Raw genomic sequence first — 25,672 nt, 5'->3', positions numbered from 1 at the left:
CCATTGGGCCTATTGGCGGCACTCAGTGCCGCCAACCTGCTCATCCTGCCCCCTTCGCCCCGGTTCCGAAAGTGCTGTGTGACGTTTCCGACTCGTTTGATCGATCAAATCGTCACGGGCCTGACCCACGGCGCCCCGAAAGCCTGAAATCCAGGGCCGTACAGCGCTTACCCGCGGACACCGTGCGTACTGCCTGACCCAGAGCCTTGCGCGAACCGACGAGGACGACCAGCTTCTTGGCGCGCGTCACCGCGGTGTAGAGCAGATTGCGCTGCAGCATCATCCAGGCGCCTGTGGTGACCGGGATCACCACCGCGGGGTACTCGCTGCCCTGGGAGCGGTGGATCGTCACGGCGTAGGCATGGGAGAGCTCGTCCAGTTCGTCGAAGTCGTAGGGGACTTCCTCGTCCTCGTCGGTAAGGACCGTGAGCCGCTGCTCGTCGGGGTCGAGGGCGGTGACGACGCCCACCGTGCCGTTGAAGACGCCGTTCTGACCCTTCTCGTAGTTGTTGCGGATCTGGGTGACCTTGTCGCCGACGCGGAACACCCGGCCGCCGAACCGCTTCTCGGCGAGGCCGGGCCGCGCGGGGGTGATGGCCTGCTGGAGGAGGCCGTTGAGGGTGCCGGCGCCCGCGGGGCCGCGGTGCATGGGGGCGAGGACCTGGACGTCGCGCCGGGGGTCGAGGCCGAACTTCCGCGGGATGCGGTGCGCGGCCACGTCCACCGTCAGGCGGCCCGCGTCCTCCGTCTCGTCCTCGACGAAGAGGAAGAAGTCCTTCATGCCCTGGGTCAGGGGCGGGACGCCGGAGTTGATGCGGTGGGCGTTGGTGACGACGCCCGACTCCTGGGCCTGCCGGAAGATGCGGGTGAGGCGGACGGCGGGGATCGGGCTCTCCGGAGCGAGCATGTCCCGCAGGACCTCGCCCGCGCCGACGCTGGGCAGCTGGTCCACGTCGCCGACGAAGAGCAGGTGGGCGCCCGGCGGGACGGCCTTCACCAGCTTGTTGGCGAGGAGCAGGTCGAGCATCGAGGCCTCGTCGACCACGACCAGGTCGGCGTCGAGCGGCCGCTCCTTGTCGTACGCCGCGTCGCCCCCGGGTTTCAGTTCGAGCAGGCGGTGCACGGTGGAGGCCTCCGCGCCGGTGAGTTCGGCCAGGCGCTTGGCGGCGCGGCCCGTGGGGGCGGCGAGGACGACCTTGGCCTTCTTGGCGCGGGCCAGCTCGACGACGGAGCGGACCGTGAAGGACTTGCCGCAGCCGGGGCCGCCGGTCAGGACGGCGACCTTCCGGGTCAGCGCGAGCTTGACCGCCGCCTCCTGTTCGGGGGCCAGGTCGGCGCCCGTGCGGTCCGCGAGCCAGGCGAGGGCCTTGTCCCAGGCGACGTCGCGGAAGGCGGGCATGCGGTCGTCGTCGGTCTTCAGGAGGCGGGACAGCTGGGCGGCCAGGGAGAGTTCGGCGCGGTGGAAGGGGACGAGGTAGACGGCGGTGATGTCGTCCCCGCCGTCCGGGTCGGGGAGGGATTCGCGGACGACGCCCTCCTCCTCTCCGGCCAGTTCGGCGAGGCAGTCGATGACGAGGCCCGTGTCGACCTGGAGCAGTTTGACCGCGTCCGCGATGAGGCGCTCCTCGGGGAGGTAGCAGTTGCCCTGGTCGGTGGATTGCGAAAGGGCGTACTGCAGACCGGCCTTGACGCGCTCGGGGCTGTCGTGCGGGATGCCGACGGACTGGGCGATGCGGTCGGCGGTGAGGAAGCCGATGCCCCAGACGTCGGCGGCGAGGCGGTAGGGCTCGTTCTTCACGACGGAGATGGAGGCGTCGGCGTACTTCTTGTAGATGCGCACGGCGATGGAGGTGGAGACGCCGACTCCCTGGAGGAAGACCATGACCTCCTTGATGGCCTTCTGCTCCTCCCAGGCGGCGGCGATCATCTTGGTCCGCTTGGGTCCGAGGCCGGGGACTTCGACGAGCCGCTCGGGCTCGGTCTCGATGACGTCGAGGGTGTCGACGCCGAAGTGGGTGGTGATGCGGTCGGCCATCACGGGGCCGATGCCCTTGATGAGGCCGGAGCCGAGATAGCGGCGGATGCCCTGGATGGTGGCGGGCAGCACCGTCGTGTAGTTCTCCACGGTGAACTGCTTGCCGTACTGGGGATGGGAGCCCCAGCGGCCCTGCATCCGCAGCGACTCGCCGACCTGGGCGCCGAGCAGTGAGCCGACGACGGTGAGCAGGTCGCCGCCGCCTCGGCCGGTGTCGACGCGCGCGACCGTGTACCCGGTCTCCTCGTTGGCGTACGTGATGCGCTCGAGGACCCCCTCGAGCACCGACATCACCGGTGCTTGACTCGACATGATCCGACGCTACCGCCCGGCACCGACAACGCGGTCGGCCCCTGGACAACAGGGCCCGCTCGCGGCACGGACTGTGGACGGTTTTTGAGGCGCGGCACGGGGTGCGGGCATTTTTCGAGGGGCCCGGTCCGTCGACCGGGCCCCTCGTTTCCCTCCCCTGTCAGCAACCCCCTCGAATCCCCCCGGATCCCCCCTCGGGAAGTCCTGACGCCAAGTACGACACGCCTGGTGGCCGAAGGGTTGCACGGCGTTGTGGGTGAGTTTTCCGGACGGCTTCCAGATGCTGATGAACCGGGGCAGACGTAGCGTTTGGGGCATGAGCGATGATTCCCACGCCGCCGGCTCCCCGTCCTTCGAGGAGGACGTGCTGAACGAGCTCGGCGACGACAAGCTCCAGGAGATCGCGGGCCTGCTCGGCACGGACGCGGCCGGGGCGCAGGACGTCGTGGGCACCACGGTGTCCGCGCTCTCCGGAGGCATCCAGGACAAGGCCGCGGCGGACGACCCCGCGGAGGCCGACGAGGCGCGCCGAGCCCTCGCCGAGGTCGGCGACGCGCCCGCGCAGGGCGACGCGCCTCTCCAAGGCGTCGCCGCCTTCGGCGGGTTGGGCGGTCTCGCCGCCGGCGGGATGATGTCCGGCATGCTCGCGAAGATGAGCAAGCCGGTGGCCAACGCGGTCTCCAAGAAGACCGGCATCCCCGCGCCGACGGTCTCCCGTGTCATCGAGATGCTGATCCCCGTAGTCCTCGCGGTCCTGACCAAGCGCGCGGCCAAGGCGAAGGCCCCCGGCACGGGATCGGCCGCGCCCGCCTCCTCGGGCGGCGGCCTCGGCGACCTGCTGGGCCAGATCCTGGGCGGCAAGAAGTAGCGGCCGCGGCTCCGCGGACGTACGGAACGCGCGTCACGCGTGCGTGCGGAAGCGTTCCGCCGTCTCCCGCAGCACCTCCGTGCCGTCCCTTTCCCACAGCGCCTCGTTGAAGATCTCGACCTCGATCGGGCCCGTGTAGCCCGCCGTTTCCACCTGGTCGCGGAAGAACGTGAAGTCGATGCTCCCCTCGCCCAGTTGACCGCGGCCCACAAGGACGCCCGCCGGCAACGGCGTGATCCAGTCCGCCAGTTGGAAGGCGTGCACGCGGCCGCCGCGGCCCGCCCGTGCGATCTGCTCGGGGGCCTTGTCGTCCCACCAGACGTGGTACGTGTCCACGACCACGCCCACCTGGTGCGCGGGGAAGCGTTCGGCGAGGTCGAGCGCCTGGGACAGGGTGGAGACCACGCAGCGGTCCGCGGCGAACATCGGGTGCAGGGGCTCGATGGCCAGGCGTACGCCGCGGTCCTCGGCGTAGGGGCCGAGGAGGGCGAGTGCGTCCGCGACGCGTTCGCGTGCGCCCGCCAGGTCCCTGCTGCCGGGCGGCAGGCCGCCCGAGACCAGGACCAGCGTGTCCGTGCCGAGGGTCGCCGCCTCGTCGATCGCCGCGCGGTTGTCGTCCAGGGCACGCGCGCGTGCCGCCTCGTCGAGGTCCGTGAAGAAGCCGCCCCGGCACAGGCTCGTCACCGTGAGCCCGGCGTCCCGCACCAGACGGGCGGCGCGTTCGACGCCGTACTCCTGGACCGGCGCCCGCCACAGACCGACCGCGCCGACGCCCTCCTTGACGCACCCCTCGGCGAGTTCGGGGAGCGACCACTGCTTGATGGTCTCCTGGTTGATGCTGAGACGGGACAAGGGCAAGGGCTGAGCGGCGTTCATTGCGGGACTCCGTGGACCGTGAGCAGCGCGCGCATGCGGGACGCCGCCAGGGAAGGGTCGGGGAACAGGCCGAGCCCGTCGGCGAGTTCGTAGGCGCGGGCCAGGTGCGGGAGCGAGCGGGCCGCCTGCAGGCCGCCCACCATCGTGAAGTGACTCTGGTGTCCGGCGAGCCAGGCAAGGAGCACAACGCCGGTCTTGTAGTAGCGGGTGGGGGCCTGGAAGAGGTGGCGGGACAACTCGACGGTGGGGTCGAGGAGTTCACGGAACCGCTGCGCGTCCCCCGTGTCGAGCGCCCGCACCGCCCGCGCCGCCAGCGGTCCCAGCGGGTCGAAGATGCCGAGCAGGGCGTGGCTGAAGCCGCGGTCGTCGCCCGCGATCAGCTCGGGGTAGTGGAAGTCGTCGCCGGTGTAGCAGCGCACGCCGTCGGGCAGACGGCGGCGCAGGGCGATCTCGCGGTCCGCGTCCAGGAGCGAGACCTTGATGCCGTCGACCTTGCCGGGGTGGGCGGCGATCACTTCGAGGAAGGTCTCCGTCGCCGCGTCCAGGTCGGCCGAGCCCCAGTAGCCCTCCAGGGCCGGGTCGAACATCGGGCCGAGCCAGTGCAGGATCACCGGCTCGGCGGCCTGGCGCAGCAGGTGGCCGTACGTCTCCAGGTAGTCGTCCGGTGCGGTGGCCGCGGCGGCCAGGGCCCTCGACGCCATCAGGACCGCCTGCGCGCCGGCCGACTCCACGAGGGCGAGCTGCTCCTCGTACGCCTCCCTGACCTGCGACAGGGGTGCGGGCAGGGCCAGTTGGTCCGTGCCCACGCCGCACGCGATCCGCCCCCCGGCCGCCTTCGCCTCGGCGGCCGAGCGCCGGATGAGCTCGGCGGCGCCCGCCCAGTCCAGGCCCATGCCGCGCTGGGCGGTGTCCATGGCCTCGGCGACGCCCAGGCCGTGCGACCACAGGTGGCGGCGGAAGGCGAGGGTGGCCTCCCAGTCGACGGCGGCGGGTCCGTCCGGCGACACGTCCGCGTACGGGTCGGCGACCACGTGGGCGGCGGCGAAGACCGTGCGGGAGGTGAACGGGGTGCCTCCGGACGGCTGCGGGGCGGCGTCGGCGCGGGGCGTGTACGCGTACGTACCGCCTCCCGCGCGCGGGAGCAGCACGGTGCCCTGGGTGCTCACAGTTCGATCTCCGGGACGTCGAGGCGGCGGCCCTCGGCCGAGGACTTCAGGCCCAGCTCGGCGAGTTGGACGCCGCGCGCGCCCGCGAGAAGGTCCCAGTGGTAGGGCGCGTCGGCGTACACGTGCCTGAGGAAGAGCTCCCACTGCGCCTTGAAGCCGTTGCCGAACCCTTCGGGCCCCTGGTTGTCGGGGACCTCCTGCCACTGGTCGCGGAAGGAGTGGGCGGCGGGCAGGTCCGGGTTCCAGACCGGCTTGGGGGTCGTACTCCTGTGCTGTACGCGGCAGTTGCGCAGCCCCGCGACGGCCGAGCCCTCGGTGCCGTCGACCTGGAACTCGACCAGCTCGTCGCGGTTGACCCGCACCGCCCAGGAGGAGTTGATCTGCGCGATCGCGCCGCCGTCCAGCTCGAAGATGCCGTACGCGGCGTCGTCGGCGGTGGCGTCGTAGGGCCTGGCGCGTTCGTCCCAGCGCTGCGGGATGTGCGTGGCGGTCAGCGCCTGGACGCTGCGGACGCGGCCGAACAGCTCGTGCAGGACGTACTCCCAGTGCGGGAACATGTCGACGACGATGCCGCCGCCGTCCTCGGCGCGGTAGTTCCAGGAGGGGCGCTGGGCGTGCTGCCAGTCGCCCTCGAAGACCCAGTATCCGAACTCGCCGCGGACCGACAGGATCCGGCCGAAGAAGCCGCCGTCGATGAGCCGCCTCAGCTTGAGCAGGCCCGGCAGAAAGAGCTTGTCCTGGACGACTCCGTGCTTGATGCCGGCGTCCCGCGCCAGGCGCGCGAGCTGCAGGGCGCCGGCGAAGCCGGTCGCGCTCGGCTTCTCGGTGTAGACGTGCTTTCCGGCCGCGACGGCCTTCTTGAGGGCGTCCTCGCGGGCCGAGGTGACCTGCGCGTCGAAGTAGATGTCCACGGACGGGTCGGCGAGGACCGCGTCGAGGTCGGTCGAGCAGTGCTCCAGGCCGTACGCGTCGGCGAGTGCGCGCAGGGCGTGCTCCCTGCGGCCCACCAGGACGGGCTCGGGCCACAGCACGGTGCCGTCGCCGATGTCGAGGCCGCCCTGGTCGCGCAGGGCGAGGATCGAGCGGACCAGGTGCTGGCGGTGACCCATGCGTCCCGTGACGCCGTTCATGGCGATGCGCACCGTCTTGCGTGTCACGAAAGTCCCTCCGTAGGGGCTTAGCAAGCGCTTTCTATCCCAGGGCAAGCTAGCCTGCCGCACAAGGTGGGGACAAGGGCTCCGGTCGACAGCGGTGACCGGGGGCGACGACACGGGTGACCGGAGGACGACGAGATGACCGTGACCCTGGCGGACGTGGCGGCCCGTGCGCAGGTCTCCCCCGCCACCGTCTCCCGCGTGCTGAACGGCAACTACCCCGTGGCGGCGGCCACGCGCGAGCGCGTGCTGCGGGCCGTGGACGACCTGGAGTACGTCCTGAACGGTCCCGCGAGCGCCCTCGCCGCGGCCACGTCCGACCTGGTCGGCATCCTCGTCAACGACATCGCGGACCCCTTCTTCGGGATCATGGCGAGCGCCGTGCAGTCCGAGATCGGCGGGCCCGGCGGGCGCGCGGGCGGGGAGCGCATGGCGGTGGTCTGCAACACGGGCGGCTCCCCGGAGCGCGAACTCACCTACCTCACGCTGCTTCAGCGCCAACGCGCCGCCGCGGTGATCCTGACCGGCGGCGCGGTCGAGGACGCCGAGCACGCCGCCGCCATCGCAGGCAAGCTGCGGCGCCTCGCGGAGGCGGGCACCCGGGTGGTGCTGTGCGGGCGGCCGCCCGTGCCGGGCACCGACGCGGTGGCGCTCACCTTCGACAACCGCGGCGGCGGGCAGCAGTTGACGGAACACCTGCTGAGCCTCGGCCACCGGCGCATCGGCTACATCGCGGGCCCCGAGGAGCGCACGACCACCCGGCACCGCCTGGAGGGCCACCGGGCGGCGCTCGCCGCGCGCGGCATCGGGGACGACCCGGCGCTGACCGTCCACGGCCCCTACGACCGGCGCTCCGGCTACGACGCCACGGACGAACTCCTGCGCCGCGCCCCCGACCTGACGGCCGTGGTCGCCGCCAACGACACGGTGGCGCTCGGCGCCTGCGCGGCCCTGCGCGACAAGGGCCTGCGCATCCCCGACGACGTGTCGGTGGCGGGCTTCGACGACCTGCCGTTCAGCATCGACGCGGTCCCCGCCCTCACGACGGTGCGCCTGCCGCTGCACGAGGCGGGCGCGCGGGCGGGCCGCATCGCCATGAGCAAGGAGAAGCCTCCGCCGGGCCAAGTGGCCACGGTGCACAGGGAGTTGATGGTGCGGGGGTCGACGGCGGCGCCGCGCTGAGCGTTCCACTGGGGTGAGGTGGTGCGGCACGTCACGGGGGGGCGCCCCCGTTCGGACGCCTCAGGCCACCCGGGCCAGCGCGCCCCGCTGTGGTTCGCCCGCCGCGGGTGCGTCGTGGCTGGGCGCGCAGTTCCCCGCGCCCCTCCGGAGCGGTCATCTGGGCCCGCGCCCACCCCTGCGGCCCACCCGCCGCGGGTGCTCGTGGCTGGGCGCACAGTCCCCCGCGCCCCTCCGGAGCGGTTATGCGGTCATCAGCCGCCCCAGCGCCGTCACCCCCTCCGCGATCTCCGTGGGCGTGCTCGCCGCGTAACCGAGGACCAGGCCCGGGGCGTGCGGGAGTTGGGGGTGCCAGGACAGCGGGTGCACCTTGACGCCGCGGGCGAGCGCGGCGGCGGCGAGGGCGGCGTCGGAGCCGTCGTACGCGTCGTCGCCGAAGGTGATCGTCAGGTGCAGGCCCCCGGCGGCGCCGTGCACGACCGCGTCCGGCAGTCGCGTCCCGATCGCCTCGATCATCGCGTTCCTGCGCATGACGGAGCTGAGCGCGTACTTCATGCTGATCACGTTCGTGGTCTTCGTGGCGTACGGCCGCTTCGCCGCGGCGATGCGCAGTCACGTCATCTCGCGCCCGCGCGTGGTGAGTTGGATGCGGCGCACCTTCGCCGCGGCGTTCGCGGCGCCGGGGGCGCGACTCGCCTTCCTCTGAGCGGCTCCGGCACGGAGGGTTCCCGGCGTCGCCGCTCCGACGTACCGTTGACTCAGTCAAAGGCGACCCGGAGCGATCCGCATGACGAAACCCTCCCCGACACCCTCACCCGCATCGGCGCCGCGTACGCCCATCCATGAGATGCGGGCCTTCAACCGGTTCTACACCAACCTCATCGGCGCGCTCGACTACAGCCGCCACCTGTACGTTCCGTACACCCTCACCGAGTCCCGCGTCCTGTACGAACTCGCGCACGCGCCGCGCACCGACGCCGCCGACCTGCGGGCCGAACTCTCCCTGGACGCTGGGTACTTGAGCCGCCTGCTCGCCAAGTTCGAACGGGACGGCCTGGTGGAGCGGGCACCCTCCGCGCCCGATCCGCGCCGCCAGCGCATCACCCTCACCGCGCGCGGGCGCGAGGCCGCCGACCTCCTCGACGAGCGCTCGCGGGAATCGGTCGGCTCGCTGCTCGCCGAGGTGCCCGCCGCCGAGCGGACCCGCCTCGCCGCGGCCATGCGCACCGTCCGGGAGATCCTCACCCATACCGCGGGGCGCCCCCGGCGCCGCGAGAGCGTCCTGCTCAGGGAGCCGGGAGCGGGCGACCTCGGGTGGATCGTGCAGCGCAACGCCGCGGTGTACGCGGCCGAGTTCGGCTGGAACGCCGACTACGAGGGCCTGGTCGCCCGCATCGTCGCCGACTTCGCCCAGGACCACGACCCCCACCTGGAGCGCGTGTGGATCGCCGAACTCGACGGGCGGCCGGTGGGGTGCGTGATGTGCGTACGGGACGAGGCGCCGGGGGTGGCGCGGCTGCGGCTCCTGCTCGTCGAACCGGACGCGCGCGGCCTCGGCATCGGGGACCAACTGGTCGCCGCCTGCGTGGAGTTCGCGCGCGGCGTGGGCTACCGCGAGCTGACCCTGTGGACCAACGACGTGCTGGCGTCGGCCCGCGCCATCTACCGCCGCCACGGCTTCGTCCTCGTCGCCGAGAAGCCCCACCGCTCCTTCGGCGCCGACCTCGTCGGACAGGACTGGCGGCTTCCGCTGCACGAGCGGCGGGGTTGACCATGCCCGCACGCCGCCTACTGTCGGTCCCATGAAATTCGCCTTCTCCACCCTCGGCGTGCCCGGTCTGCCCGTCCCCGATGTGCTCCGGCTCGCCACCGCCCACGGCTACCACGGCGTGGAGCTCCGCGCCCACCCGGAGGAGCCGGTGCACCCGGGGCTCGGCCTGGTCGAACGGGCCGACGTGGCCGCCGAGTTCAAGGCGGCGGGCGTCGAGATCGTCGGCATCGCCGGGTACGCGCACGTGGCGGCGCCCGGCGACGACGAACCCGTCCTCGACGAGATACGTTCCCTCGTCGCCCTCGCGCGCGACCTGGGCGCCCCCTTCCTCCGCGTCTTCCCCGGCGGCGGCACGGAGCAGAGCGCGGTCGAGGCCGACGCGACGGCCGCACGGCGACTCGGCACGGCGGCGCGGCACGCGGCGGACGCCGGCGTACGCATCCTGCTGGAGACCCACGACTCGCACCGCACCGGCGCGGACGTCACCCGTGTCCTCGGGACGGTCGGGCACCGGCAGGTCGGCGCGCTGTGGGACGTGATGCACACCTGGCTCGGCGACGAGGCGCCCGCCGAGAGCTTCGCCGCGCTCTCTCCCTATCTCGGGTACGTCCAGGTGAAGGACGTCGCCTCGAAGGACGACACGACGCCGCTCGCGCTGGGGGCGGGGGTACTGCCGCTGGGCGAGTGCGTGGAGTTGCTCACCGGGGCGGGGTGGGAGGGGTGGCTGTGCTGGGAGTACGAGAAGCGGTGGTACGAGGGGGCCGCGCCGCTGGAGGGGCTGCTGGGGCCTGGTCGTGAGGTGCTGTCACGGCTGGTGACCCGATCGGGCTGACGCCACCGGGGCGGGCGGCGCCCGACAGCGAGGTGAGGGCGACTCCCCCCACCAGCAGTGCCGCCGCGCACCACCTCAGACCGCTCACCGATTCGTTCAGGACCACGGCTGCCGACGTCATGCCGAAGACCGGGACCAGCAAGGAGAACGGGGCGACCGTGGACGCGGGGTGGCGGCGCAGGAGGTAGCCCCAGGCGCCGAAGCCGAAGACCGTCGTGATCCAGGCGACGTACACGATGATGCCCGCGCCCGACCAGTCCAGGGAGCGCAGCGCCGCGAGGTCCCTGGAGGGCCCTTCGAGGAGCAACGAGAGGGCGAGCAGCGGCAGTACGGGGACGGTGCTCACCCACACCATGAAGTTCAGGGAGTCCGGCGGCGACGCCTTGCGGGTGAGGACGTTGGAGACGCCCCAGCAGGCCGCCGCGCCGATCAGCAGCGCGAACGCGGTGAGCGGCCCGCTCTCGCCCTCGTCCACCGCCGCGACAACGATCCCGGCGAGGGCCGTGACCATGCCCGCCACCCGTAGGCGACCGGGCCGTTCGCCGAGGGCCACGAAGGCGAAGAGGGCGGTGAAGACGGCCTGGATCTGCAGGACGAGCGACGAGAGCCCGGCCGGCATCCCCGCGTCCATCCCGATGAACAGCAGCCCGAACTTGGCGACCCCCAGGACGAGTCCGACCCCCACGATCCACTTCCACGCCACCTTCGGCCTGCCCACGAAGAAGACGGCGGGCAGCGCCGCGACGAGGAAGCGGAGGGCGGAGAAGAGCAGCGGCGGAAAGTGGCCGAGGCCCACCTCGATCACGACGAAGTTGACGCCCCAGACGGCGGCGACGAGGACGGCCAGAAAGACATGTGCGGGTCGCATACGGAGAGGATCACCCGGCACGACCGTGTAGCACCAGCGCGGATCTCTGCATGGTTGGATGAAGCAACGCTAATGAACAAGGAGGCCCACGTGCTCGATCTCGCCCGGCTCCGCGCCCTGCACGCCGTCTCCGTGCACGGCACCGTCGGCGCGGCCGCCACCGCGCTCGGCTACACGCCGTCCGCGGTGTCCCAGCAGATAGCCAAGCTGGAACGGGAGACGCGTACGACACTCCTGGAGCGCCGGGGCAGAGGCGTGGCGCTCACCGAGGAGGCGCTCCATCTCGCCGACACCGCACGGCAGTTGATGGCCATCGTCGAACGCGCGGAGACCGAGCTCGAAGAGCGGCGCGGGGTTCCGGCGGGGCGCCTCACGATCGCCGCGTTCGCCTCGGCGGCGCGGGGTCTGCTGCCCGGGGTCCTCGCGGACCTGGCCCGGCGCCATCCGGCGCTCGACGCCCGCATGTCGGAGATCGACCCGCATCTGTCCATCGACCTGGTGGCCAAGGGGGCGGTCGACGTGGCGGTCGTCCACGACTGGGACATCGCGCCGCTGCCGACGCCCGCGGGGGTCGAGCAGGCGGTGATCGGCGACGACCTCTGCGATCTGGTGGTGCCGGTGGGGCACCGGCTCGCGGGACGTGGTTCCGTACGCCGTGAAGAACTGAAGGCGGAGCGCTGGATCACGCAGCCGCCGGGCCTCGTCTGCCACGAGTGGCTGGTGCGCACGCTGCGGGAGGCGGGGTGCGAGCCCGACATCGCCCACCAGGCGGAGGAGAACCCGACGCTGGTCGCGCTGGTCGCGGCGGGCCTCGGCATCGCTCTGATCCCCCGCCTGGGCCGCGGGCCCGTCCCCGACGGCGCGGTCACGGTGTCCCTGGACCCCCTGCCGGTCCGCCGCCTCTACGCGCTGTGGCGCACGGGTGCCTCGCGTCGCCCGGCCATCGCGGCCACGGTCGGCGCCCTGCAGTCGCACTGGCCCAAGTGACCGACCCTCGCACCAACTTGCCGAATCCGGGCCCCGGTCGGGAACCCAGGCGCCCGCCCCCTCGTCCAACCGGCAGCTGCCGGTGAGTCTCCGCAAGGCGGTGTCGGCATCGCTGCTGGCTGCGAACGCTGACCACCCTCTCCGCCGCCTGCGGCCGGCAGCTCGCCGTCACCGGTGCGCCCCCTCCAGACAGCGCCGGTGACGGCCCCTCCCCCGCGGCCCTCCCCTCGCGCCCCCCTCACACCTCCCTTGACCGGCAGAAATCTTCGGGATATCCGTAGCTCCGAGAAGTTCCCTCCAGCCCGCAGGAGCTCAGGTGCCCCACCCAGACGACCGCGACCGCGGGCTCCGCGCCCTCATTGGCACGATGTCCCTGGAGGAAAAGGTCGGCCAGCTCTTCGTGATGCACGTGTACGGCCACACCGCCACCGACCCGGACCAGGCCGACGTCGACACCAACCTCCGCGAGAGCGGTGTCCGCGACGCCGCAGAGCTGATCGCCCGCTACCACCTCGGCGGCATCATCTACTTCGGCTGGGCCCACAACACCCGCACCCCGCACCAGATCGCCGAGCTCTCCCGCGGCATCCAGAAGGCCGCCCCCGCCGTCCCCGTCCTGATCTCCGTCGACCAGGAGCACGGCGCCGTCGCCCGCATCGGCGCCCCCGCCACCCTGCTCCCCGGCGCCATGGCCATCGGCGCCTCCGGCTCGCACGACCACGCCCGCGAGGCCGCCCGCATCGCCGGCACCGAGCTCCGCGCCCTCGGCATCCACCAGGACCACGCCCCGGACGCCGACGTGAACGTCGACCCCGCCAACCCGGTCATCGGCGTACGCTCCTTCGGCGCCGACGCCGAAGCGGTCGCCGGCTTCGTGGCCGCGCAGGTCGAGGGCTACCGGAGCGCAGGCATCGCCACCGCGGCCAAGCACTTCCCCGGGCACGGCGACACGACCGACGACAGCCACACCGAACTGCCGCACATCCACCACACCCGCGAGGAGTGGGACCGCCACGACGCCCCGCCGTTCCGCGCGGCCATCGCGGCCGGCGTCGACTCGGTCATGACCGCGCACATCGTGGTGCCCGCCCTCGACCCCTCCGGCGACCCCGCGACGCTCTCCCACCCGATCCTGACCGGCATCCTCCGCGAGGAACTCGGCTTCGACGGCGTCATCGCCACCGACTCGCTCGCCATGCGCGGCGTCCGCACGAAGTACGGCGACGACCGCGTGGCCGTGCTCGCCCTGAAGGCGGGCGCCGACCAGCTCCTGAACCCGCCCCAGCCGGAGGTCGCGTGGAACGCGGTGCTCCAGGCCGTCGCGGAGGGCGAGCTGACGGAGGAGCGCATCGACGAGTCGGTCCTGCGGGTCCTGCGGATGAAGGCGAGGGTGGGGCTTTTGGACGAGCCCCCCGCCGAGGTCGACACCGACTCCGTCGACACCGTCGTCGGCTCCCCCGCCCATCTCGCCGCCGCCGACCGCATCGCCGAGGCCACCACGACCCTCCTGGCCAACCCCGAAGGCCTGCTCCCCCTCTCCCCCGGCACCCGCCCCGGCGTCCTGGTCGTCGGCGCGGATCCGCGCTCGCCGTCCGGCACCACGGGCCCGCCCACCACCGTCCTCGCCGACACCCTGACCGGCCTGGGCTTTCGCGCGAGCGCCCTGTCCACGGGCACGGCGCCCGACACCGCCACGGTCGAGAAGGCGGTGGCGGCCGCGCGGGGCCAGGACGCGGTGCTCGTCGCCACGTACAACATCACCACCCACGCCGCCACGAAGGACAACACCCAGGCGGCGAACACGGCGCTGGCCACCCACGCCCGCGCCCACCAGGCGACGGACCCCCACGAGGACGGTGACCCGAACGGTCAGGCCGCCCTCGTCGCCGCCCTCAAGGCCACCGGCGTCCCCGTCATCACCCTCGCCATCCGCAACCCCTACGACGTGGCGCACCTGCCGCCCGTGGACGCCGCCCTCGCCTCGTACTGCTGGACGGACGTCGAACTCCGCGCCGCGGCACGGGTGATCGCCGGCCGCGCCGCGCCCCGGGGGCGGCTGCCCGTACCGGTGCGGCGGGCGGACGACCCGACGCGGGAGCTGTACCCGATCGGCCACGGCCTGACGTACTGACACAGGCGTACTGACGCGGACGTACTCGCGCAGACCGACACGGACGTATCAAGGCGTACGCCGCCCCACCGACACACCACCCCCAAGAGACCCAAAGCCCCCCGCGCACCTGGCGTGCGCCCGCTCCGGCGCGTCACGCTGGGTGCACATATCGGGGGGATTGCCATGCTCGCCTGCAACACGGCGCGGCCGCGTGCGGCCGTGGGGGTGGTCTGCGCGCTGCTGCTCGCGGCGGCGTCACTGGCCGGCTGCCAGAAGTCCGGCGGAACCGACGACTCCCCCTCGGAGCGGACCGGCGACCAGGCGCCCGCCGCCTCGCGCCCCACCGGCATCGGCGCGGTCTTCCTCGCCGTCGACGAGTGCAGTTCGCGCGGGCGCGAGACGTTCACCGAGGTGCCGTGCACCAGCGAGCGGGCGGCCGCGCGCGTCCTCGCGCGCTACGACGGCAAGGTCAAGGAGGGCCCGAACTGCCCCGCGCGCACGGACTTCGTGCTGCACATCAGCGAGAGCAGGCCCGCGGTGGACGAGGACGGCGACGGCGAGGTCCCGCAGGGCTACGCGTGCATGCGGAACCTGGAGCCGCCGCACCCCGGCGACCCCGGCCGCGGCGGCGGTCCGCGGACCGTCGTCGGGGACTGCGTGTACGGGGCGGGGCGCGGCGAGGTGCGGGAGACGGCCTGCGACGGCTCCGGCAAGCGGAAGCCCGAGTACCGCGTGACGTCGGCGGTGACGGAGCGGTCCCGGTGCCCCGCCGCCACCCAGCTCTACGTGACGCTGGGCGGCGACAGGCCCGTCGGGTGTGCGGTGCGGGTGTGAGGCCGCAGGCCGGGACCTACGGCCTCAGCGCCGACTCCCTCGGCACGTCGCGCCGGTCCAGCTTCTCGTCGTACGCGGCCAGCGGCTTGCCGGAGGCCGACGGGACGTCCGCCCACGCCTGGATCCGCCGCGTCGCCTTCGCCCGGTCGTCCGCGGTGAGCCGGGAGACGTTCGCCCCGTGGTTCGCGCCGGGCGCCGTGAAGACGTGGCTGTCGTGCTTGGCGCCGCGCGCGGGGCGGAACCGCTCGGCGCCCCAGGGGTCGTACTCGCCGTACACGTACATCATCCGGTGCGCGTTGTGCCGCACCCACCGGTCCACGTCCGGCATCACCCACGGCTTGAACGTCATGGGGATCTCGCGCGGCACGAAGCTCCGCGGCGGCTGGTAGCCGTAGCGGCTCAGGTCGCCGAGCCAGGGCTGGCTGATCGAGGGCGCGCCGAGTTCGGTGCCCGCCTGGTAGTAGTACGGCGTGTAGCCCTCAAGTCCCTGGTCGGTGTAGGCGGACCAGCCGACGACCGTGTCCACGTAGTCGTAGAGCGCCTGGTCGGTGGCGGTGGCCGCGTCGGGGATCTCGCCGCACGCGGTGGCGGCGGGCTGGTACTGCCAGAACGTCCACACCAGGTCCATGACGACCGCTTCGTAGACCTTGTCCAGCGTGCCGACGGTCCTGAAGGTGTAGCCCTCCGCGTCGGCGTAGGCCTTGAGCTTCGCCGACAGCGGGTCCCTGCGCACCAGCGTCTCGCGCTGCACGGCCTGGATCCGGTCGCGGCACTCCTTGGTGCCGACGCCCGCGAGGAACGCGTCGTACGCGGAGTCCTCCTGGTCGTCGACGTCGTTGGGCGCGACGTAGGCGACGACGCCCGCCATGTCGCGCGGGTAGTAGCGCTCGTAGTACGTCGCCGTCATGCCGCCCTTGGAGACGCCGCTGGCCAGCCACTTCTTGCCGTAGATCGGCTTGAGGGCGCGGTGGATGCGGTGCTGGTCCGTGGCGGCCTGCCAGATGTCGAGCTTGGACCAGTCGGCGGGGTCGGGGCGCGAGGGCGTGAAGTAGCGGTACTCCATGGAGATCTGGTTGCCGTCGACGATCTGGGTCGGCTCACGGCGGCTGGGGTTCGTGGAGACGCCGTAGCCGCTGGTGTAGTAGACCGTGGGGCGGCTGGTGTCCTTGTGCAGCACGGTCAGGCGCTGCTCGAAGGTGCCCTTGTCCGGATGCCGGTGGTCCACCGGCTGGGTGTAGTTGAGGACGAAGAAGCGGTATCCCGGGTACGGCTTCTCCTCGATCAGGCTCATGCCGGGTATGGCGAGCAGCCTGTCCTTGATGTCCGGGCCATCGGGTTCCGCGGTCGCGGCCGCGCGGGTCGTCGCCCCGGCCGTCGTCCCGGTCGTCAGTCCGGCCGTGCCCACGGTGCCTGTCAGCACCACGAGCGACAGCAGCCATCTGAGCGCCTTGCGCATGCACCCTCCCCTGTCGACACAGCGATGCCGGGGAACCTAACGGAGCAACTGGGCGCGGAACAGAGTGGGTTGAGCAGAGTTTCGCGGTGCGGCGCGCGTCAACAGAGGATCCAGCCGGAGCTGACCCCGCGCCCGCCGATGTTCCCCTTCACCCAGACGCAGCGGTGCCCGGCGTGGACCGTCACCGGGCCCGCGTGGTGGGTGTAGCGGCCCTTGTCGCGCGCGGGCCTGCTGCCGCGCGCCTGGACGCTGACGGACATGCTCTTGCGGGCGCCGGGGCGCTTGGCGACGGCCACGGCGCAGATGTAGCCGCGGCTCTTGAAGACCTCGACCTTGCCGGTGCTGAAGGGGAGCGTGCGCACCTTGCGGCCCGCGCACAGGCCCGTGACGGCTTCCGCGGAGGCCGTGCCGGGGCCCGCGAGGGCGAGCAGGACGGCGGAGGCGAGCACGGCGGTGCCGAGCGTCAGCCGCCTTCGTATGCGACCACTGCCCACGGTTGCCCCTCCCGCCACTTCGGCATCAGCGTACTGATGTACGGACGCAGCCCACGGCCCGCGCGGTTGCGGCGTCCCCCGCTTTTCTCCCCGGTTCCTCCCCGGCGTCCCACCAGCCGGACACCGCCCCCCTCAGGCCGCCTCGACCGCCTCGCCCACGAAGGTCCGCCACAGCTGTGCGTACCGCCCGTCGAGCGCGAGCAGCTCGTCGTGCGTGCCGTCCTCCGCGACCCGTCCGTGGTCCATCACGACGACGCGGTCGGCGCGGGCCGCGGTGGTCAGGCGGTGCGCGACGACCAGCGTGGTGCGCTTGCCTGCGATGCGGTCGGTGGCCTGGTTGACCTGCGCCTCCGTGGCGAGGTCGAGGGCGGCGGTGGCCTCGTCGAGGAGGAGCACGTCCGGGTCGACCAGCTCGGCGCGGGCCAGCGCGATCAGCTGGCGCTGCCCCGCGGAGAGGTTGCGGCCCCGCTCGGTGACCTCGTGGAGGTAGCCGCCGTCCAGGGTGGCGATCATGTCGTGCGCGCCGACCGCGCGGGCGGCGGCCTCGACCTGGGCGTCGGTGGCGTCGGGGCGGCCGTAGGCGATGGCGTCGCGCACGGTGCCCGCGAAGAGGTACGCCTCCTGCGGGACGACACCGAGGCGGTGGCGGTACGAGGTCAGGTCGAGGGAGCGCAGGTCCGTGCCGTCGACCGTGACGCGGCCGCCCGTGGGGTCGTAGAAGCGGGCGACGAGCTTGACGAGCGTCGACTTGCCCGCGCCGGTCTCGCCGACGAAGGCGACGGTCTGGCCCGCGGGTATCCGCAGGCGTACGCCGCTGAGCGCCTCCTCGGGATCGCCCTCGCCGGTGGCGGCGTACGCGAAGTCGACATCCTCGAAGGCGATCTCGCCGCGCAGCGAGAGCACCTCCATCGGCTCGTCCGCGGCCTTCGTCGACGTCGGCTCCTGGAGCAGCTCCTGGATGCGGCCGAGCGAGACGGTGGCCTGCTGGTAGCCGTCGAAGACCTGGGAGAGCTGCTGCACGGGCGCGAAGAACAGGTCGATGTAGAGCAGGTAGGCGACGAGCGCGCCGGTGGTGAGCGTGCCCGCCTCGACCCGGCCCGCGCCCACGATCAGCACGGCGACGACGGCGACCGACGACAGGAGCTGCACGAACGGGAAGTACACCGAGATCAGCCACTGTCCGCGGATGCGGGCCTTGCGGTAGCTGTGGCTGTTCGCGGCGAACCGCTCGCGGCCCGCGCCCTCGCGCCGGAAGGCCTGCACGATGCGCAGCCCCGCGACGGACTCCTGGAGGTCGGCGTTGACCACGGACACGCGCTCACGCGCCAGTTCGTACGCCTTCACGCTGGACTTGCGGAAGAAGTACGTGCCGACGACCAGCAGCGGCAGCGTCGCGAAGACGACGAGCGCGAGCTGTACGTCGATGACGAGCAGGGCGACCATGATGCCGAAGAAGGTGACGACGGAGACGAAGGCCGTGACGAGCCCGGTCTGCAGGAAGGTCGACAGGGCGTCCACGTCGGTCGTCATCCGGGTCATGATGCGCCCGGTCAGCTCCCGCTCGTAGTAGTCGAGTCCGAGCCGCTGGAGCTGCGAGAAGATCTTCAGCCGCAGCGAGTAGAGGACCCTTTCCCCGGTGCGTCCGGTCATCCGCGTCTCACCGGTCTGTGCCGCCCACTGGACGACGACGGCGGCGAGCGCGAGCCCGGAGGCGGCCCAGACGGCGCCGAGCGCGAGTTGGTTGACGCCCTCGTCGATGCCGTGCCGGATCAGGACGGGAAGCAGCAGTCCCATGCCCGCGTCGACGGCGACGAGCAGCAGGCTGAACAGCAGCGGCACCCCGAACCCGGCGAGCAGCCTGCGCAGGCCGTAGGACTCCTCGGGCGTGACGGCGCGTGCCTCGTCGATGCCGGGGGTGTCGTTCGCCGGGGGCAGCGCGTCGACCTGGGCGAGCAGTTCGGGTGTGGAGGGCATCCCGGAGAGCGCTGGGTCTTTGGCGGTCCTGGGCTCGCGGTCGCCGGTCCACAGGGCGGGCGTGATGCCGCGCTCCGCGTCGAACTCGGCGTCGAGCTCGGCCCGTACGGAGGTGTCCTCGGGGAGGTCGGTGGGAAGGGCGTGGCCCGGGGAGACGCCGCCGAGCTCGTCGGGGTCGGTCAGCAGCCGCCGGTAGAGGGCGGAGCGCTCCTCCAGCTCCTCGTGGGTGCCGAGGTCGGCGAGGCGTCCCCCGTCGAGGACGGCGATGCGGTCGGCGAGGCCGAGGGTGGAGCGCCGGTGGGCGATGAGAAGCGTCGTACGCCCCGCCATCACCCCCCTCAACGCCTCGTGGATCTCGTGCTCCACGCGCGCGTCGACCGCCGATGTGGCGTCGTCGAGGACCAGGAGGCGGGGGTCGGTGAGGATGGCGCGGGCGAGCGCGATGCGCTGGCGTTGGCCGCCGGAGAGGGTCAGGCCCTGCTCGCCGACCTTGGTGTCGTACCCCTCGGGCAGCTCGGATATGAACCGGTCGGCCTGGGCGGCGCGCGCGGCGGTCTCGATCTCCTCCTGGGTGGCCTCCGGGTGGCCGTACGCGATGTTGGCGCCGACGGTGTCGGAGAAGAGGAAGGAGTCCTCGGGCACGAGCCCGATGGCGGACCGCAGGGAGTCGAGGGTCAGCTCGCGCACGTCGTGGCCGCCGATGAGGACGGCGCCGTGCGTCACGTCGTAGAAGCGGGGCAGCAGCAGCGAGACGGTGGACTTGCCGCTGCCGGAGGAGCCGACGACGGCGAGGGTCTCGCCGGGGCGTATCTCGAAGGAGAGCCCGTCGAGCACGGGCCGGTCGTCTTCGTACGCGAAGCCCACGTCGTCGAACTCGACGGTGGCCGGAGCATCGGCGGGCAGCTCCTTGCTCCCGTCCTTCATGCTCGGCTCGGTGTCGATGAGTTCGAGCACGCGCTCGACGCCGGCGCGGGCCTGCTGCCCCACGGTGAGGACCATGGCGAGCATCCGCACGGGCCCGACGAGCTGCGCGAGGTAGGTGGAGAAGGCGACGAACGTGCCGAGCGTGATCTCGCCGCGCACCGCGAGCCAGCCGCCGAGGGCCAGCATGGCGACCTGGCCGAGCATGGGGACGGCCTGGAGGGCGGGCGTGTAGCGGGAGTTGAGGCGGATGGTCCGAAGCCGTCCGGCGAAGAGCCTGCGCCCGACCTCCCTGAGCTTCCCGGTCTCCTGCTCCTCCTGGCCGAAGCCCTTCACCACGCGTACGCCGCTGACGGCGCCGTCGACCACCCCGGCCACGGCTGCGGCCTGGGCCTGCGCGTACCAGGTGGCGGGGTGCAGGCGGGAGCGGGAGCGGCGGGCGATGAACCAGAGGGCGGGGGCGACGGCGAGGGCGACCAGGGTGAGCGGCAGCGAGAGCCACGCCATGATCACGAGGGAGATCACGAAGAGAAGGATGTTCCCGATGGTCATCGGCAACATGAAGAGCAGGCCCTGGATGAGCTGCAGGTCGCTGGTGGCGCGGCCGACGACCTGCCCGGTGGACAGCTCGTCCTGACGCCGCCCGTCGAGCTTCGTGATCGTCCCGTACATCTCGGTCCGCAGGTCGTGCTGGACGTCGAGGGCGAGGCGGCCGCCGTAGTAGCGGCGTATGTAGGTCAGGACGTAGACGACGACGGCGGCGCCGATCAGCGCACCGGCCCAGGGGGCCATGGAGCGGCCCCCGCCCTGCCCGTCCTGCCCGATGACGTCGTCGATGATCACCTTGGTGATCAGCGGCACGAGCGCCATGACCGCCATGCCGCCGAGCGAGGACCCGAGCGCGAGCACGACGTCCTTGGGGTAGCGCCACGCATACCCGCTCAGACGTTTCGCCCAGCCCCGTTGCTCCGCCACGTGTTGCCTCCCACTCGACCTGACCTGCCGAGAAGCCCAACACGGTGGGCGGTGGATTTCATCCCGCCGCAACAAATACGGGCCTGTGGACCTAGGTCCCGGGGCACGGAGGTTCCCCGGATGCGCGTTCGGGGTAGTGACGTCGCCGTGCCGGAGAAACAGGAGAGCCCCGAGTGGCTGTGCGGGCAGCTGTACGCGACGTTGCGGGTGCTGCGGGCGGTGAGCGCCGTGACCGGCGGCTTTCCGGCGGAGCCGGACCCCGCCCTGCTCAAGGCGCCCCAAGCGAAGCTGCCCACCGAGCTGGCGGGCGCGGGCCCCTGCCTTCAGGAGGCGAGGCGACGCGGCGGTCCCCACTGGGACACGGCCGTCGCGCTGTTCCGCTTGATCCCGTCGCTGATCCCGCCCGGCGGCCTGCCCCGCACCCACTACGACAAGGCGGGCGACGCGGCCTTCCGGGCCGGGTACGACGCCCAGCTCGGCGCCCACCGGGAGAAGTACGGGTCACTCCTGAACTGAGCCCTGACCTGGGCTCCTGAAGTGCCCCGCGTCCCCGCCCTTCCCTGCGTCCCCGCCCTTCCCCGCGTCCCCGCCCTTCCCGCTCAGCCCAGATGCGTCGGCGCGAACATCCGCAGCAGCGCCGGAAGCACCACCACGGACGGACCCGGCTCGGCCAGCGCCTTCGCGAGGTCGTCCCTGAGCGTCTCCGGGGACGTCCGCACCCCCGGCACCCCGAAGGACTCCGCGAGCGCCACGAAGTCCGGGCGCGCCAGTTCCGTGGCCGTCGCCTCGCCGAAGGCGTCGGACATGTACTCGCGCAGGATGCCGTAGCCGCCGTCGTCCACGATCAGCCACGTCACGTTCAGCCCGTACTGCCTGGCCGTGGCCAGCTCCGCGATCGAGTACATCGCGCCGCCGTCGCCCGACACCGCGAGCACGGGGTGCGAGGGGTCGGCGGCGGCCGCGCCCAGCGCCGCGGGGAAGCCGTAGCCGAGGCCGCCCGCGCCCTGCGCCGAGTGCATGGTGTTCGGGCGCCGCGCGTCGAAGGCGGACCACGCCCAGTAGGCGAGGATCGTCATGTCCCAGAAGGACGGCGACGCGTCCGGCAGGGCCTCGCGCACGGCGGCAAGCACCTGCCGCTCCAGGGTGAGGTCCTGGGCGTCGATGCGTTCTTGGACCTTGGCGAGCAGGCCCGCGACCCGCTCGGGAGCCGAGGGATCCTCCCGGGGGGCCTCGATCGTCTCCAGGAGCGCGGACAGCGCGAGCCGCGCGTCCGCGTGGATGCCGAGCCCGGGGTGGTTGGACTCCAGCTTCCCGGCGTCCGCCTCGATCTGGATCACCCGGCCGCGCGGCTTGAACGTGTGGTAATTCGACGACAGTTCGCCAAGGCCCGAGCCGACCACGAGCAGGACGTCCGCGTCCTCCAGGAAGTCCGTGGTGTGCCGGTCCTCCAGCCAGGACTGCAGCGACAGCGGGTGCTCCCAGGGGAAGGCGCCCTTGCCGCCGAAGGTCGTGACGACCGGCGCGTTCAGCCGCTCGGCGAGCGCGAGCAGCTTGCCGGAGGCGTCGGAACGTACGACTCCGCCGCCCGCGACGATCGCGGGGCGCTCGGCGCGCGTGAGCAGGTCGGCGGCGACGGCGGTCAGCTCGGGGCGCGGCACGACGTCCTCGGGGGTCGCGTCCATCGCCGTGACGACCGGCAGCGTGGTCTCGGCCAGGAGCACGTCCTGCGGGATCTCCACCCAGACCGGGCCGTGCGGCGCGGTCAGCGCCGACTCCCAGGCCGCGGCGATGGCGGAGGGGATCTGCGAGGCCGTGCGGACCGGGTGCACGGACTTCACGATGTCCCTGAACGAGGCCTGCTGGTCGCGGAGTTCGTGCAGATAGCCGTGGCGCCCGCCGCCGAGCCCGGCCACCGGGACCTGGCTGCCGATCGCGAGGACCGGGGACGAGCCCGCCGCCGCCTCCTGGAGCGCGGCGAGCGAGGTGAGCGCGCCGGGCCCGGTGGACAGGAGCAGCGGGGCGACCTCACCGGTGATCCGGCCGTACGCGTCCGCCGCGAAGCCCGTGTTGTTCTCGACGCGGAAGCCCACGTACGAGAGCGAGGAGCGCCGCAGCGCGTCGAACATGCCGAGCGCGTGCTGACCCGGCAGCCCGAAGACCGTGGTCGCGCCGAGGCCGGACAGGGTCTCCATGACGAGGTCGCCGCCGTTGCGCCCCGGGGGCGGGTTCAGCGCGGCCTCGGTCTGGCGCGGCGTGGGACGCAGCACCAGGTCGTGGTCGTGGGTCATGCGGCGTCTCCTCGTTCTCGCCCTGGGGTCACTTCGCGTTCTGCTCCGCACCGGCGGCGCGGCCCGCGGCGATCTGCCTGCTCATGATCGTCGTCAGTTCGTACGCCGTGTGGGAGGCCGCCACCGCCGTGATCTCCGCGTGGTCGTACGCGGGGGCGACCTCGACGACGTCGGCCGAGACCAGGTTGCAGGAGGCCAGGCCCCGCAGGATCTCCAGGAGCTCGCGCGACGTCATGCCGCCCGCCTCCGGGGTGCCGGTGCCGGGGGCGTGCGCCGGGTCCAGGCAGTCGATGTCGATGGAGATGTACAGCGGGCGGTCGCCGATGCGCTGGCGCAGCTGGTCGGCGACCTCGTCGGCGCCGCGGCGGTAGATGTCCGCCGAGGTGACGATGCCGAAGCCCATCTTCTCGTCGTCGGTGAGGTCCTTCTTGCCGTACAGCGGGCCGCGCGTGCCGACGTGGCTGAGCGCCTCGGTGTCGAGGATGCCCTCCTCGACGGCGCGGCGGAACGGCGTGCCGTGGGTGTACTCGGCGCCGAAGTAGGTGTCCCAGGTGTCCAGGTGGGCGTCGAAGTGGAGCAGGGCGACCGGGCCGTGCTTCTTGGCGACGGAGCGGAGCAGCGGCAGGGCGATGGTGTGGTCGCCGCCGAGGGTCATCATGCGGGCGCCGGAGCCGAGCAGGTCGTCGGCGGCGGCCTCGATGGTCTCCACGGCCTCGTTGATGTTGAACGGGTTGGCCGCGATGTCGCCGGCGTCCGCGACCTGCGCGAGCGCGAACGGCGAGGCGTCCTGCGCCGGGTTGTAGGGGCGCAGCAGACGCGACGCCTCACGGATCGCGTTGCCGCCGAAGCGGGCACCGGGGCGGTACGAGACGCCGGTGTCGAAGGGCACGCCGACCACCGCGACATCCGTCTTGCCGCCGACCTCGTCGAGGCGGGGCAGCCGGGCGTACGTCGCCGGGCCCGCGTACCGCGGGATGCGAGAGGAGTCGACGGGACCGCGGGGCGTCTCGTTGCTGCTCATGGAGTGCCTTCCTTCTTACGCTTCGATGCGCTTTGTGAGCGCTTTTTGACTCTACTGAGGTACGGGGGCCGGTTCGGCCTCGGGCGTCGCGCCCCGTCCCGCGAGCCGCTCGCGCCAGGCGGCGAGGACCGCCGCGTCGGTGGGCGGCGTGGCGAGGGAGACGACGACGTAGACGGCCAGGGAGGTCAACAGGCCGTAGTAGACGGGCTCGTTGGCGAGGATGCCGAACCCCCACATGAGCCCGATGACGGAGAGACCACCGGCGGCGACGGCCGCGAGGGCGCCCGCCGCGGTGCCGCGGCGCCACAGCAGGCCGCCGAGGATCGGCACGAGCAGCCCGCCGACGAGCAGGTTGTACGCGACGGTCAGCGCCTCGACGACGTCGTTGAGGGCGATGGCGATGAGGATCACGGCGACGCCCATGACGAGGATGAAGGCGCGGTTGCCCTTGACCTCGTCGTGCGGCTCGTCGCCGCGCCTGCCGACCACGCCCCGCAGCCGCGACCAGATGTCGTTGTTGGCGACGGTCGCGCAGGCGATGAGCGCTCCGGAGGACGTGGACATCACGGCGGCGAGCGCCGCGGCGAGGACCAACCCCCGCACGCCCACCGGGAGTTCGTCCTTGACGATGGTCGCGAAGGCCGCGTCGGCGCTCGGCAGCTTCGGGTACATGACCTTGGCCGCGGTGCCGATGACGGCGCCCGCGATCGCGTAGACCAGGCAGTAGGTGCCGGCGACGGTGCCTCCGTAGCGGGCGACCTTGTCGCTGCGGGCGGTGAAGACGCGCTGCCAGATGTCCTGCCCGATGAGCATGCCGAACGTGTAGATCAGCACGTACGTGAAGATCGTCTCGCCGCCGACGCCGAGCGGGTCGAAGTACTCGGTGGGCAGCTTCGCCTTCATCTCGCTGAAGCCGCCCGCCTTGACGACGGCGATGGGCAGCAGGAGCAGCAGCACGCCGATGGTCTTCACCACGAACTGCACCATGTCGGTGAGGGTGATGGACCACATGCCGCCGAGCGTGGAGTAGGCGACGACGATCGAGCCGCCGATGACGATCGCCACGGTGCGGTTCAGGTCGAAGAGGACGTCGAAGATCGTGGCGTACGCGATGGTCGAGGTGACCGCGAGCATCAGCGTGTACGCCCACATGACCACTCCGGAGATGACGCCCGCGCGCCCTCCGTAGCGCAGGTCGAGCATCTCGGAGACGGTGTAGACCTTCAGGCGCGCGATGCGGGCGGAGAAGAACACGCTCAGCGCGAGCAGCCCGAGGCCGATGGTGAAGACCATCCAGGCGCCGGAGAGGCCGTACTGATAGCCGAGGCCGACGCCGCCGATGGTGGAGGCGCCGCCGAGGACGATCGCGGCCATGGTCCCGGAGTACATCCACGGACCGAGGCGGCGCCCCGCGACGAGGAACTCGCTCTTGGACTTGGCGCGGCGCATGCCCCACCAGCCCATGGCCAGCATCCCGGCGAGATAGACGACGATCACTGTGTAGTCGACGGCCATAAGGGGGCCTCCTTCGCGCACCTCGGTGGCGTG

The 25,672-nt window shown here is 72.4% G+C and carries 20 protein-coding genes and 1 pseudogene; 9 read left to right on the top strand and 12 right to left on the bottom strand.

The features are described from left to right. Positions 1–112: 112 nt before the first annotated feature. Positions 113–2,347 carry an SF1B family DNA helicase RecD2 gene (gene recD2, locus ACZ4D5_RS01575; protein ID WP_467770301.1) on the bottom strand — a complete coding sequence of 745 codons (2,235 nt, stop codon included), beginning with the start codon at positions 2,345–2,347 and terminating at the stop codon, positions 113–115. A 316-nt stretch (positions 2,348–2,663) separates the two neighbouring features. Here recD2 and ACZ4D5_RS01570 point away from each other — a divergent pair, with 316 nt between their 5' ends. Next, entirely contained in the window at positions 2,664–3,215 is a 552-nt protein-coding gene (locus tag ACZ4D5_RS01570; protein ID WP_467770300.1) for a DUF937 domain-containing protein, read from the top strand. Between the two features lie 33 nt (positions 3,216–3,248). Here the strand turns inward: ACZ4D5_RS01570 and ACZ4D5_RS01565 are convergent, their stop codons facing one another. Genes ACZ4D5_RS01565 through ACZ4D5_RS01555 form a run of 3 tightly spaced genes read right to left on the bottom strand, consistent with a single transcriptional unit; the run spans position 3,249 to position 6,414 of the window. Then, positions 3,249–4,091, bottom strand: coding sequence for a sugar phosphate isomerase/epimerase family protein (locus ACZ4D5_RS01565; RefSeq protein WP_467770299.1), 843 nt, complete (start codon positions 4,089–4,091; stop codon positions 3,249–3,251). Next, positions 4,088–5,257: a dihydrodipicolinate synthase family protein gene (locus ACZ4D5_RS01560; RefSeq protein WP_467770298.1), complete on the bottom strand. Its 1,170-nt coding sequence runs from the start codon at positions 5,255–5,257 to the stop codon at positions 4,088–4,090. The genes ACZ4D5_RS01565 and ACZ4D5_RS01560 overlap by 4 nt, the downstream gene beginning before the upstream one ends. Further along, on the bottom strand, positions 5,254–6,414 hold the full coding sequence (locus tag ACZ4D5_RS01555; RefSeq protein ID WP_467770297.1) for a Gfo/Idh/MocA family protein: 1,161 nt from the start codon (positions 6,412–6,414) through the stop codon (positions 5,254–5,256). Before ACZ4D5_RS01555 ends, ACZ4D5_RS01560 begins: the two co-directional genes overlap by 4 nt. A 135-nt stretch (positions 6,415–6,549) precedes the next feature. Between ACZ4D5_RS01555 and ACZ4D5_RS01550 the strand changes: the two genes are divergently transcribed. Next, positions 6,550–7,593, top strand: a complete 1,044-nt coding sequence (locus ACZ4D5_RS01550) for a LacI family DNA-binding transcriptional regulator (protein ID WP_467770296.1) — start codon at positions 6,550–6,552, stop codon at positions 7,591–7,593. 240 nt (positions 7,594–7,833) lie between these two features. On the opposite strand, the gene ACZ4D5_RS01545 is transcribed toward ACZ4D5_RS01550, so the two are convergent. Further along, entirely contained in the window at positions 7,834–8,145 is a 312-nt protein-coding gene (locus ACZ4D5_RS01545) for a hypothetical protein (protein ID WP_467770295.1), read from the bottom strand. Between ACZ4D5_RS01545 and ACZ4D5_RS01540 the strand changes: the two genes are divergently transcribed. From ACZ4D5_RS01540 to ACZ4D5_RS01530, 3 genes and pseudogenes are all read left to right on the top strand, one after another. Next, a complete protein-coding gene (locus ACZ4D5_RS01540; protein WP_467770294.1) occupies positions 8,120–8,296 on the top strand; it encodes a hypothetical protein in 177 nt (58 codons plus the stop codon). The two genes, ACZ4D5_RS01545 and ACZ4D5_RS01540, sit on opposite strands and share 26 nt — an antisense overlap. Positions 8,297–8,377: 81 nt before the next feature. Next, complete coding sequence (locus ACZ4D5_RS01535) at positions 8,378–9,361, top strand: bifunctional helix-turn-helix transcriptional regulator/GNAT family N-acetyltransferase (protein ID WP_467770293.1); 984 nt, start codon at positions 8,378–8,380, stop codon at positions 9,359–9,361. A 31-nt stretch (positions 9,362–9,392) separates the two neighbouring features. Continuing rightward, positions 9,393–10,079 (top strand): annotated as a pseudogene (locus ACZ4D5_RS01530) (sugar phosphate isomerase/epimerase family protein); the annotation flags it as partial. Here ACZ4D5_RS01530 and ACZ4D5_RS01525 read toward each other — a convergent pair. Then, positions 10,060–11,061 carry an EamA family transporter gene (locus ACZ4D5_RS01525; RefSeq protein WP_467770292.1) on the bottom strand — a complete coding sequence of 334 codons (1,002 nt, stop codon included), beginning with the start codon at positions 11,059–11,061 and terminating at the stop codon, positions 10,060–10,062. The pseudogene ACZ4D5_RS01530 and the gene ACZ4D5_RS01525 overlap by 20 nt on opposite strands. Before the next feature lie 90 nt (positions 11,062–11,151). On the opposite strand from ACZ4D5_RS01525, the gene ACZ4D5_RS01520 reads away from it, so the two are divergent. The 3 genes from ACZ4D5_RS01520 (at position 11,152) to ACZ4D5_RS01510 (ending at position 14,995) form a co-directional block, all read left to right on the top strand. Continuing rightward, on the top strand, positions 11,152–12,048 hold the full coding sequence (locus tag ACZ4D5_RS01520) for a LysR family transcriptional regulator (protein WP_467770291.1): 897 nt from the start codon (positions 11,152–11,154) through the stop codon (positions 12,046–12,048). A gap of 367 nt (positions 12,049–12,415) precedes the next feature. Further along, positions 12,416–14,179: a glycoside hydrolase family 3 protein gene (locus ACZ4D5_RS01515; RefSeq protein WP_467771463.1), complete on the top strand. Its 1,764-nt coding sequence runs from the start codon at positions 12,416–12,418 to the stop codon at positions 14,177–14,179. Positions 14,180–14,344: 165 nt separating this feature from the next. Next, positions 14,345–14,995, top strand: coding sequence for a hypothetical protein (locus ACZ4D5_RS01510; RefSeq protein WP_467770290.1), 651 nt, complete (start codon positions 14,345–14,347; stop codon positions 14,993–14,995). Between the two features lie 16 nt (positions 14,996–15,011). On the opposite strand, the gene ACZ4D5_RS01505 is transcribed toward ACZ4D5_RS01510, so the two are convergent. From ACZ4D5_RS01505 to ACZ4D5_RS01495, 3 genes are all read right to left on the bottom strand, one after another. Beyond that, positions 15,012–16,451, bottom strand: a complete 1,440-nt coding sequence (locus tag ACZ4D5_RS01505; RefSeq protein WP_467770289.1) for an aminopeptidase — start codon at positions 16,449–16,451, stop codon at positions 15,012–15,014. 98 nt (positions 16,452–16,549) lie between these two features. Then, positions 16,550–16,945 (bottom strand): hypothetical protein, encoded by a 396-nt coding sequence (locus ACZ4D5_RS01500; protein WP_467770288.1) that lies wholly within the window; start codon positions 16,943–16,945, stop codon positions 16,550–16,552. A gap of 132 nt (positions 16,946–17,077) precedes the next feature. Continuing rightward, entirely contained in the window at positions 17,078–20,815 is a 3,738-nt protein-coding gene (locus ACZ4D5_RS01495; RefSeq protein ID WP_467770287.1) for an ABC transporter ATP-binding protein, read from the bottom strand. Positions 20,816–20,935: 120 nt separating this feature from the next. Here ACZ4D5_RS01495 and ACZ4D5_RS01490 point away from each other — a divergent pair, with 120 nt between their 5' ends. Continuing rightward, on the top strand, positions 20,936–21,331 hold the full coding sequence (locus ACZ4D5_RS01490) for a hypothetical protein (RefSeq protein ID WP_467770286.1): 396 nt from the start codon (positions 20,936–20,938) through the stop codon (positions 21,329–21,331). Between the two features lie 83 nt (positions 21,332–21,414). Here ACZ4D5_RS01490 and ACZ4D5_RS01485 read toward each other — a convergent pair whose 3' ends face one another. From ACZ4D5_RS01485 to ACZ4D5_RS01475, 3 genes are read right to left on the bottom strand one after another with little or no spacing between them, the layout of a single operon-like run. Next, positions 21,415–23,103 (bottom strand): thiamine pyrophosphate-binding protein, encoded by a 1,689-nt coding sequence (locus ACZ4D5_RS01485; RefSeq protein WP_467770285.1) that lies wholly within the window; start codon positions 23,101–23,103, stop codon positions 21,415–21,417. Between the two features lie 28 nt (positions 23,104–23,131). After that, positions 23,132–24,124, bottom strand: coding sequence for an agmatinase (gene speB, locus ACZ4D5_RS01480; protein WP_467770284.1), 993 nt, complete (start codon positions 24,122–24,124; stop codon positions 23,132–23,134). 51 nt (positions 24,125–24,175) lie between these two features. Beyond that, a complete protein-coding gene (locus ACZ4D5_RS01475) occupies positions 24,176–25,639 on the bottom strand; it encodes a sodium:solute symporter family protein (protein ID WP_467770283.1) in 1,464 nt (487 codons plus the stop codon). Between the last annotated feature and the right edge of the window lie 33 nt (positions 25,640–25,672).

Source organism: Streptomyces sp. NPDC025651 (genome assembly GCF_055558735.1).
This window is presented reverse-complemented; position numbering and strand designations above follow the sequence as displayed.

What these genes read in the sequence shown, in the direction of transcription:
- recD2 (WP_467770301.1), bottom strand. Translation starts at nt 2,347, where the DNA reads ATGTCGAGTCAAGCACCGGTGATGTCGGTGCTCGAGGGGGTCCTCGAG.
- ACZ4D5_RS01490 (WP_467770286.1), top strand. Translation starts at nt 20,936, where the DNA reads ATGCGCGTTCGGGGTAGTGACGTCGCCGTGCCGGAGAAACAGGAGAGC.
- ACZ4D5_RS01570 (WP_467770300.1), top strand. Translation starts at nt 2,664, where the DNA reads ATGAGCGATGATTCCCACGCCGCCGGCTCCCCGTCCTTCGAGGAGGAC.
- ACZ4D5_RS01565 (WP_467770299.1), bottom strand. Translation starts at nt 4,091, where the DNA reads ATGAACGCCGCTCAGCCCTTGCCCTTGTCCCGTCTCAGCATCAACCAG.
- ACZ4D5_RS01510 (WP_467770290.1), top strand. Translation starts at nt 14,345, where the DNA reads ATGCTCGCCTGCAACACGGCGCGGCCGCGTGCGGCCGTGGGGGTGGTC.
- speB (WP_467770284.1), bottom strand. Translation starts at nt 24,124, where the DNA reads ATGAGCAGCAACGAGACGCCCCGCGGTCCCGTCGACTCCTCTCGCATC.
- ACZ4D5_RS01535 (WP_467770293.1), top strand. Translation starts at nt 8,378, where the DNA reads ATGACGAAACCCTCCCCGACACCCTCACCCGCATCGGCGCCGCGTACG.
- ACZ4D5_RS01525 (WP_467770292.1), bottom strand. Translation starts at nt 11,061, where the DNA reads ATGCGACCCGCACATGTCTTTCTGGCCGTCCTCGTCGCCGCCGTCTGG.
- ACZ4D5_RS01540 (WP_467770294.1), top strand. Translation starts at nt 8,120, where the DNA reads ATGACGGAGCTGAGCGCGTACTTCATGCTGATCACGTTCGTGGTCTTC.
- ACZ4D5_RS01515 (WP_467771463.1), top strand. Translation starts at nt 12,416, where the DNA reads ATGTCCCTGGAGGAAAAGGTCGGCCAGCTCTTCGTGATGCACGTGTAC.
- ACZ4D5_RS01505 (WP_467770289.1), bottom strand. Translation starts at nt 16,451, where the DNA reads ATGCGCAAGGCGCTCAGATGGCTGCTGTCGCTCGTGGTGCTGACAGGC.
- ACZ4D5_RS01545 (WP_467770295.1), bottom strand. Translation starts at nt 8,145, where the DNA reads ATGAAGTACGCGCTCAGCTCCGTCATGCGCAGGAACGCGATGATCGAG.
- ACZ4D5_RS01550 (WP_467770296.1), top strand. Translation starts at nt 6,550, where the DNA reads ATGACCGTGACCCTGGCGGACGTGGCGGCCCGTGCGCAGGTCTCCCCC.
- ACZ4D5_RS01485 (WP_467770285.1), bottom strand. Translation starts at nt 23,103, where the DNA reads ATGACCCACGACCACGACCTGGTGCTGCGTCCCACGCCGCGCCAGACC.
- ACZ4D5_RS01475 (WP_467770283.1), bottom strand. Translation starts at nt 25,639, where the DNA reads ATGGCCGTCGACTACACAGTGATCGTCGTCTATCTCGCCGGGATGCTG.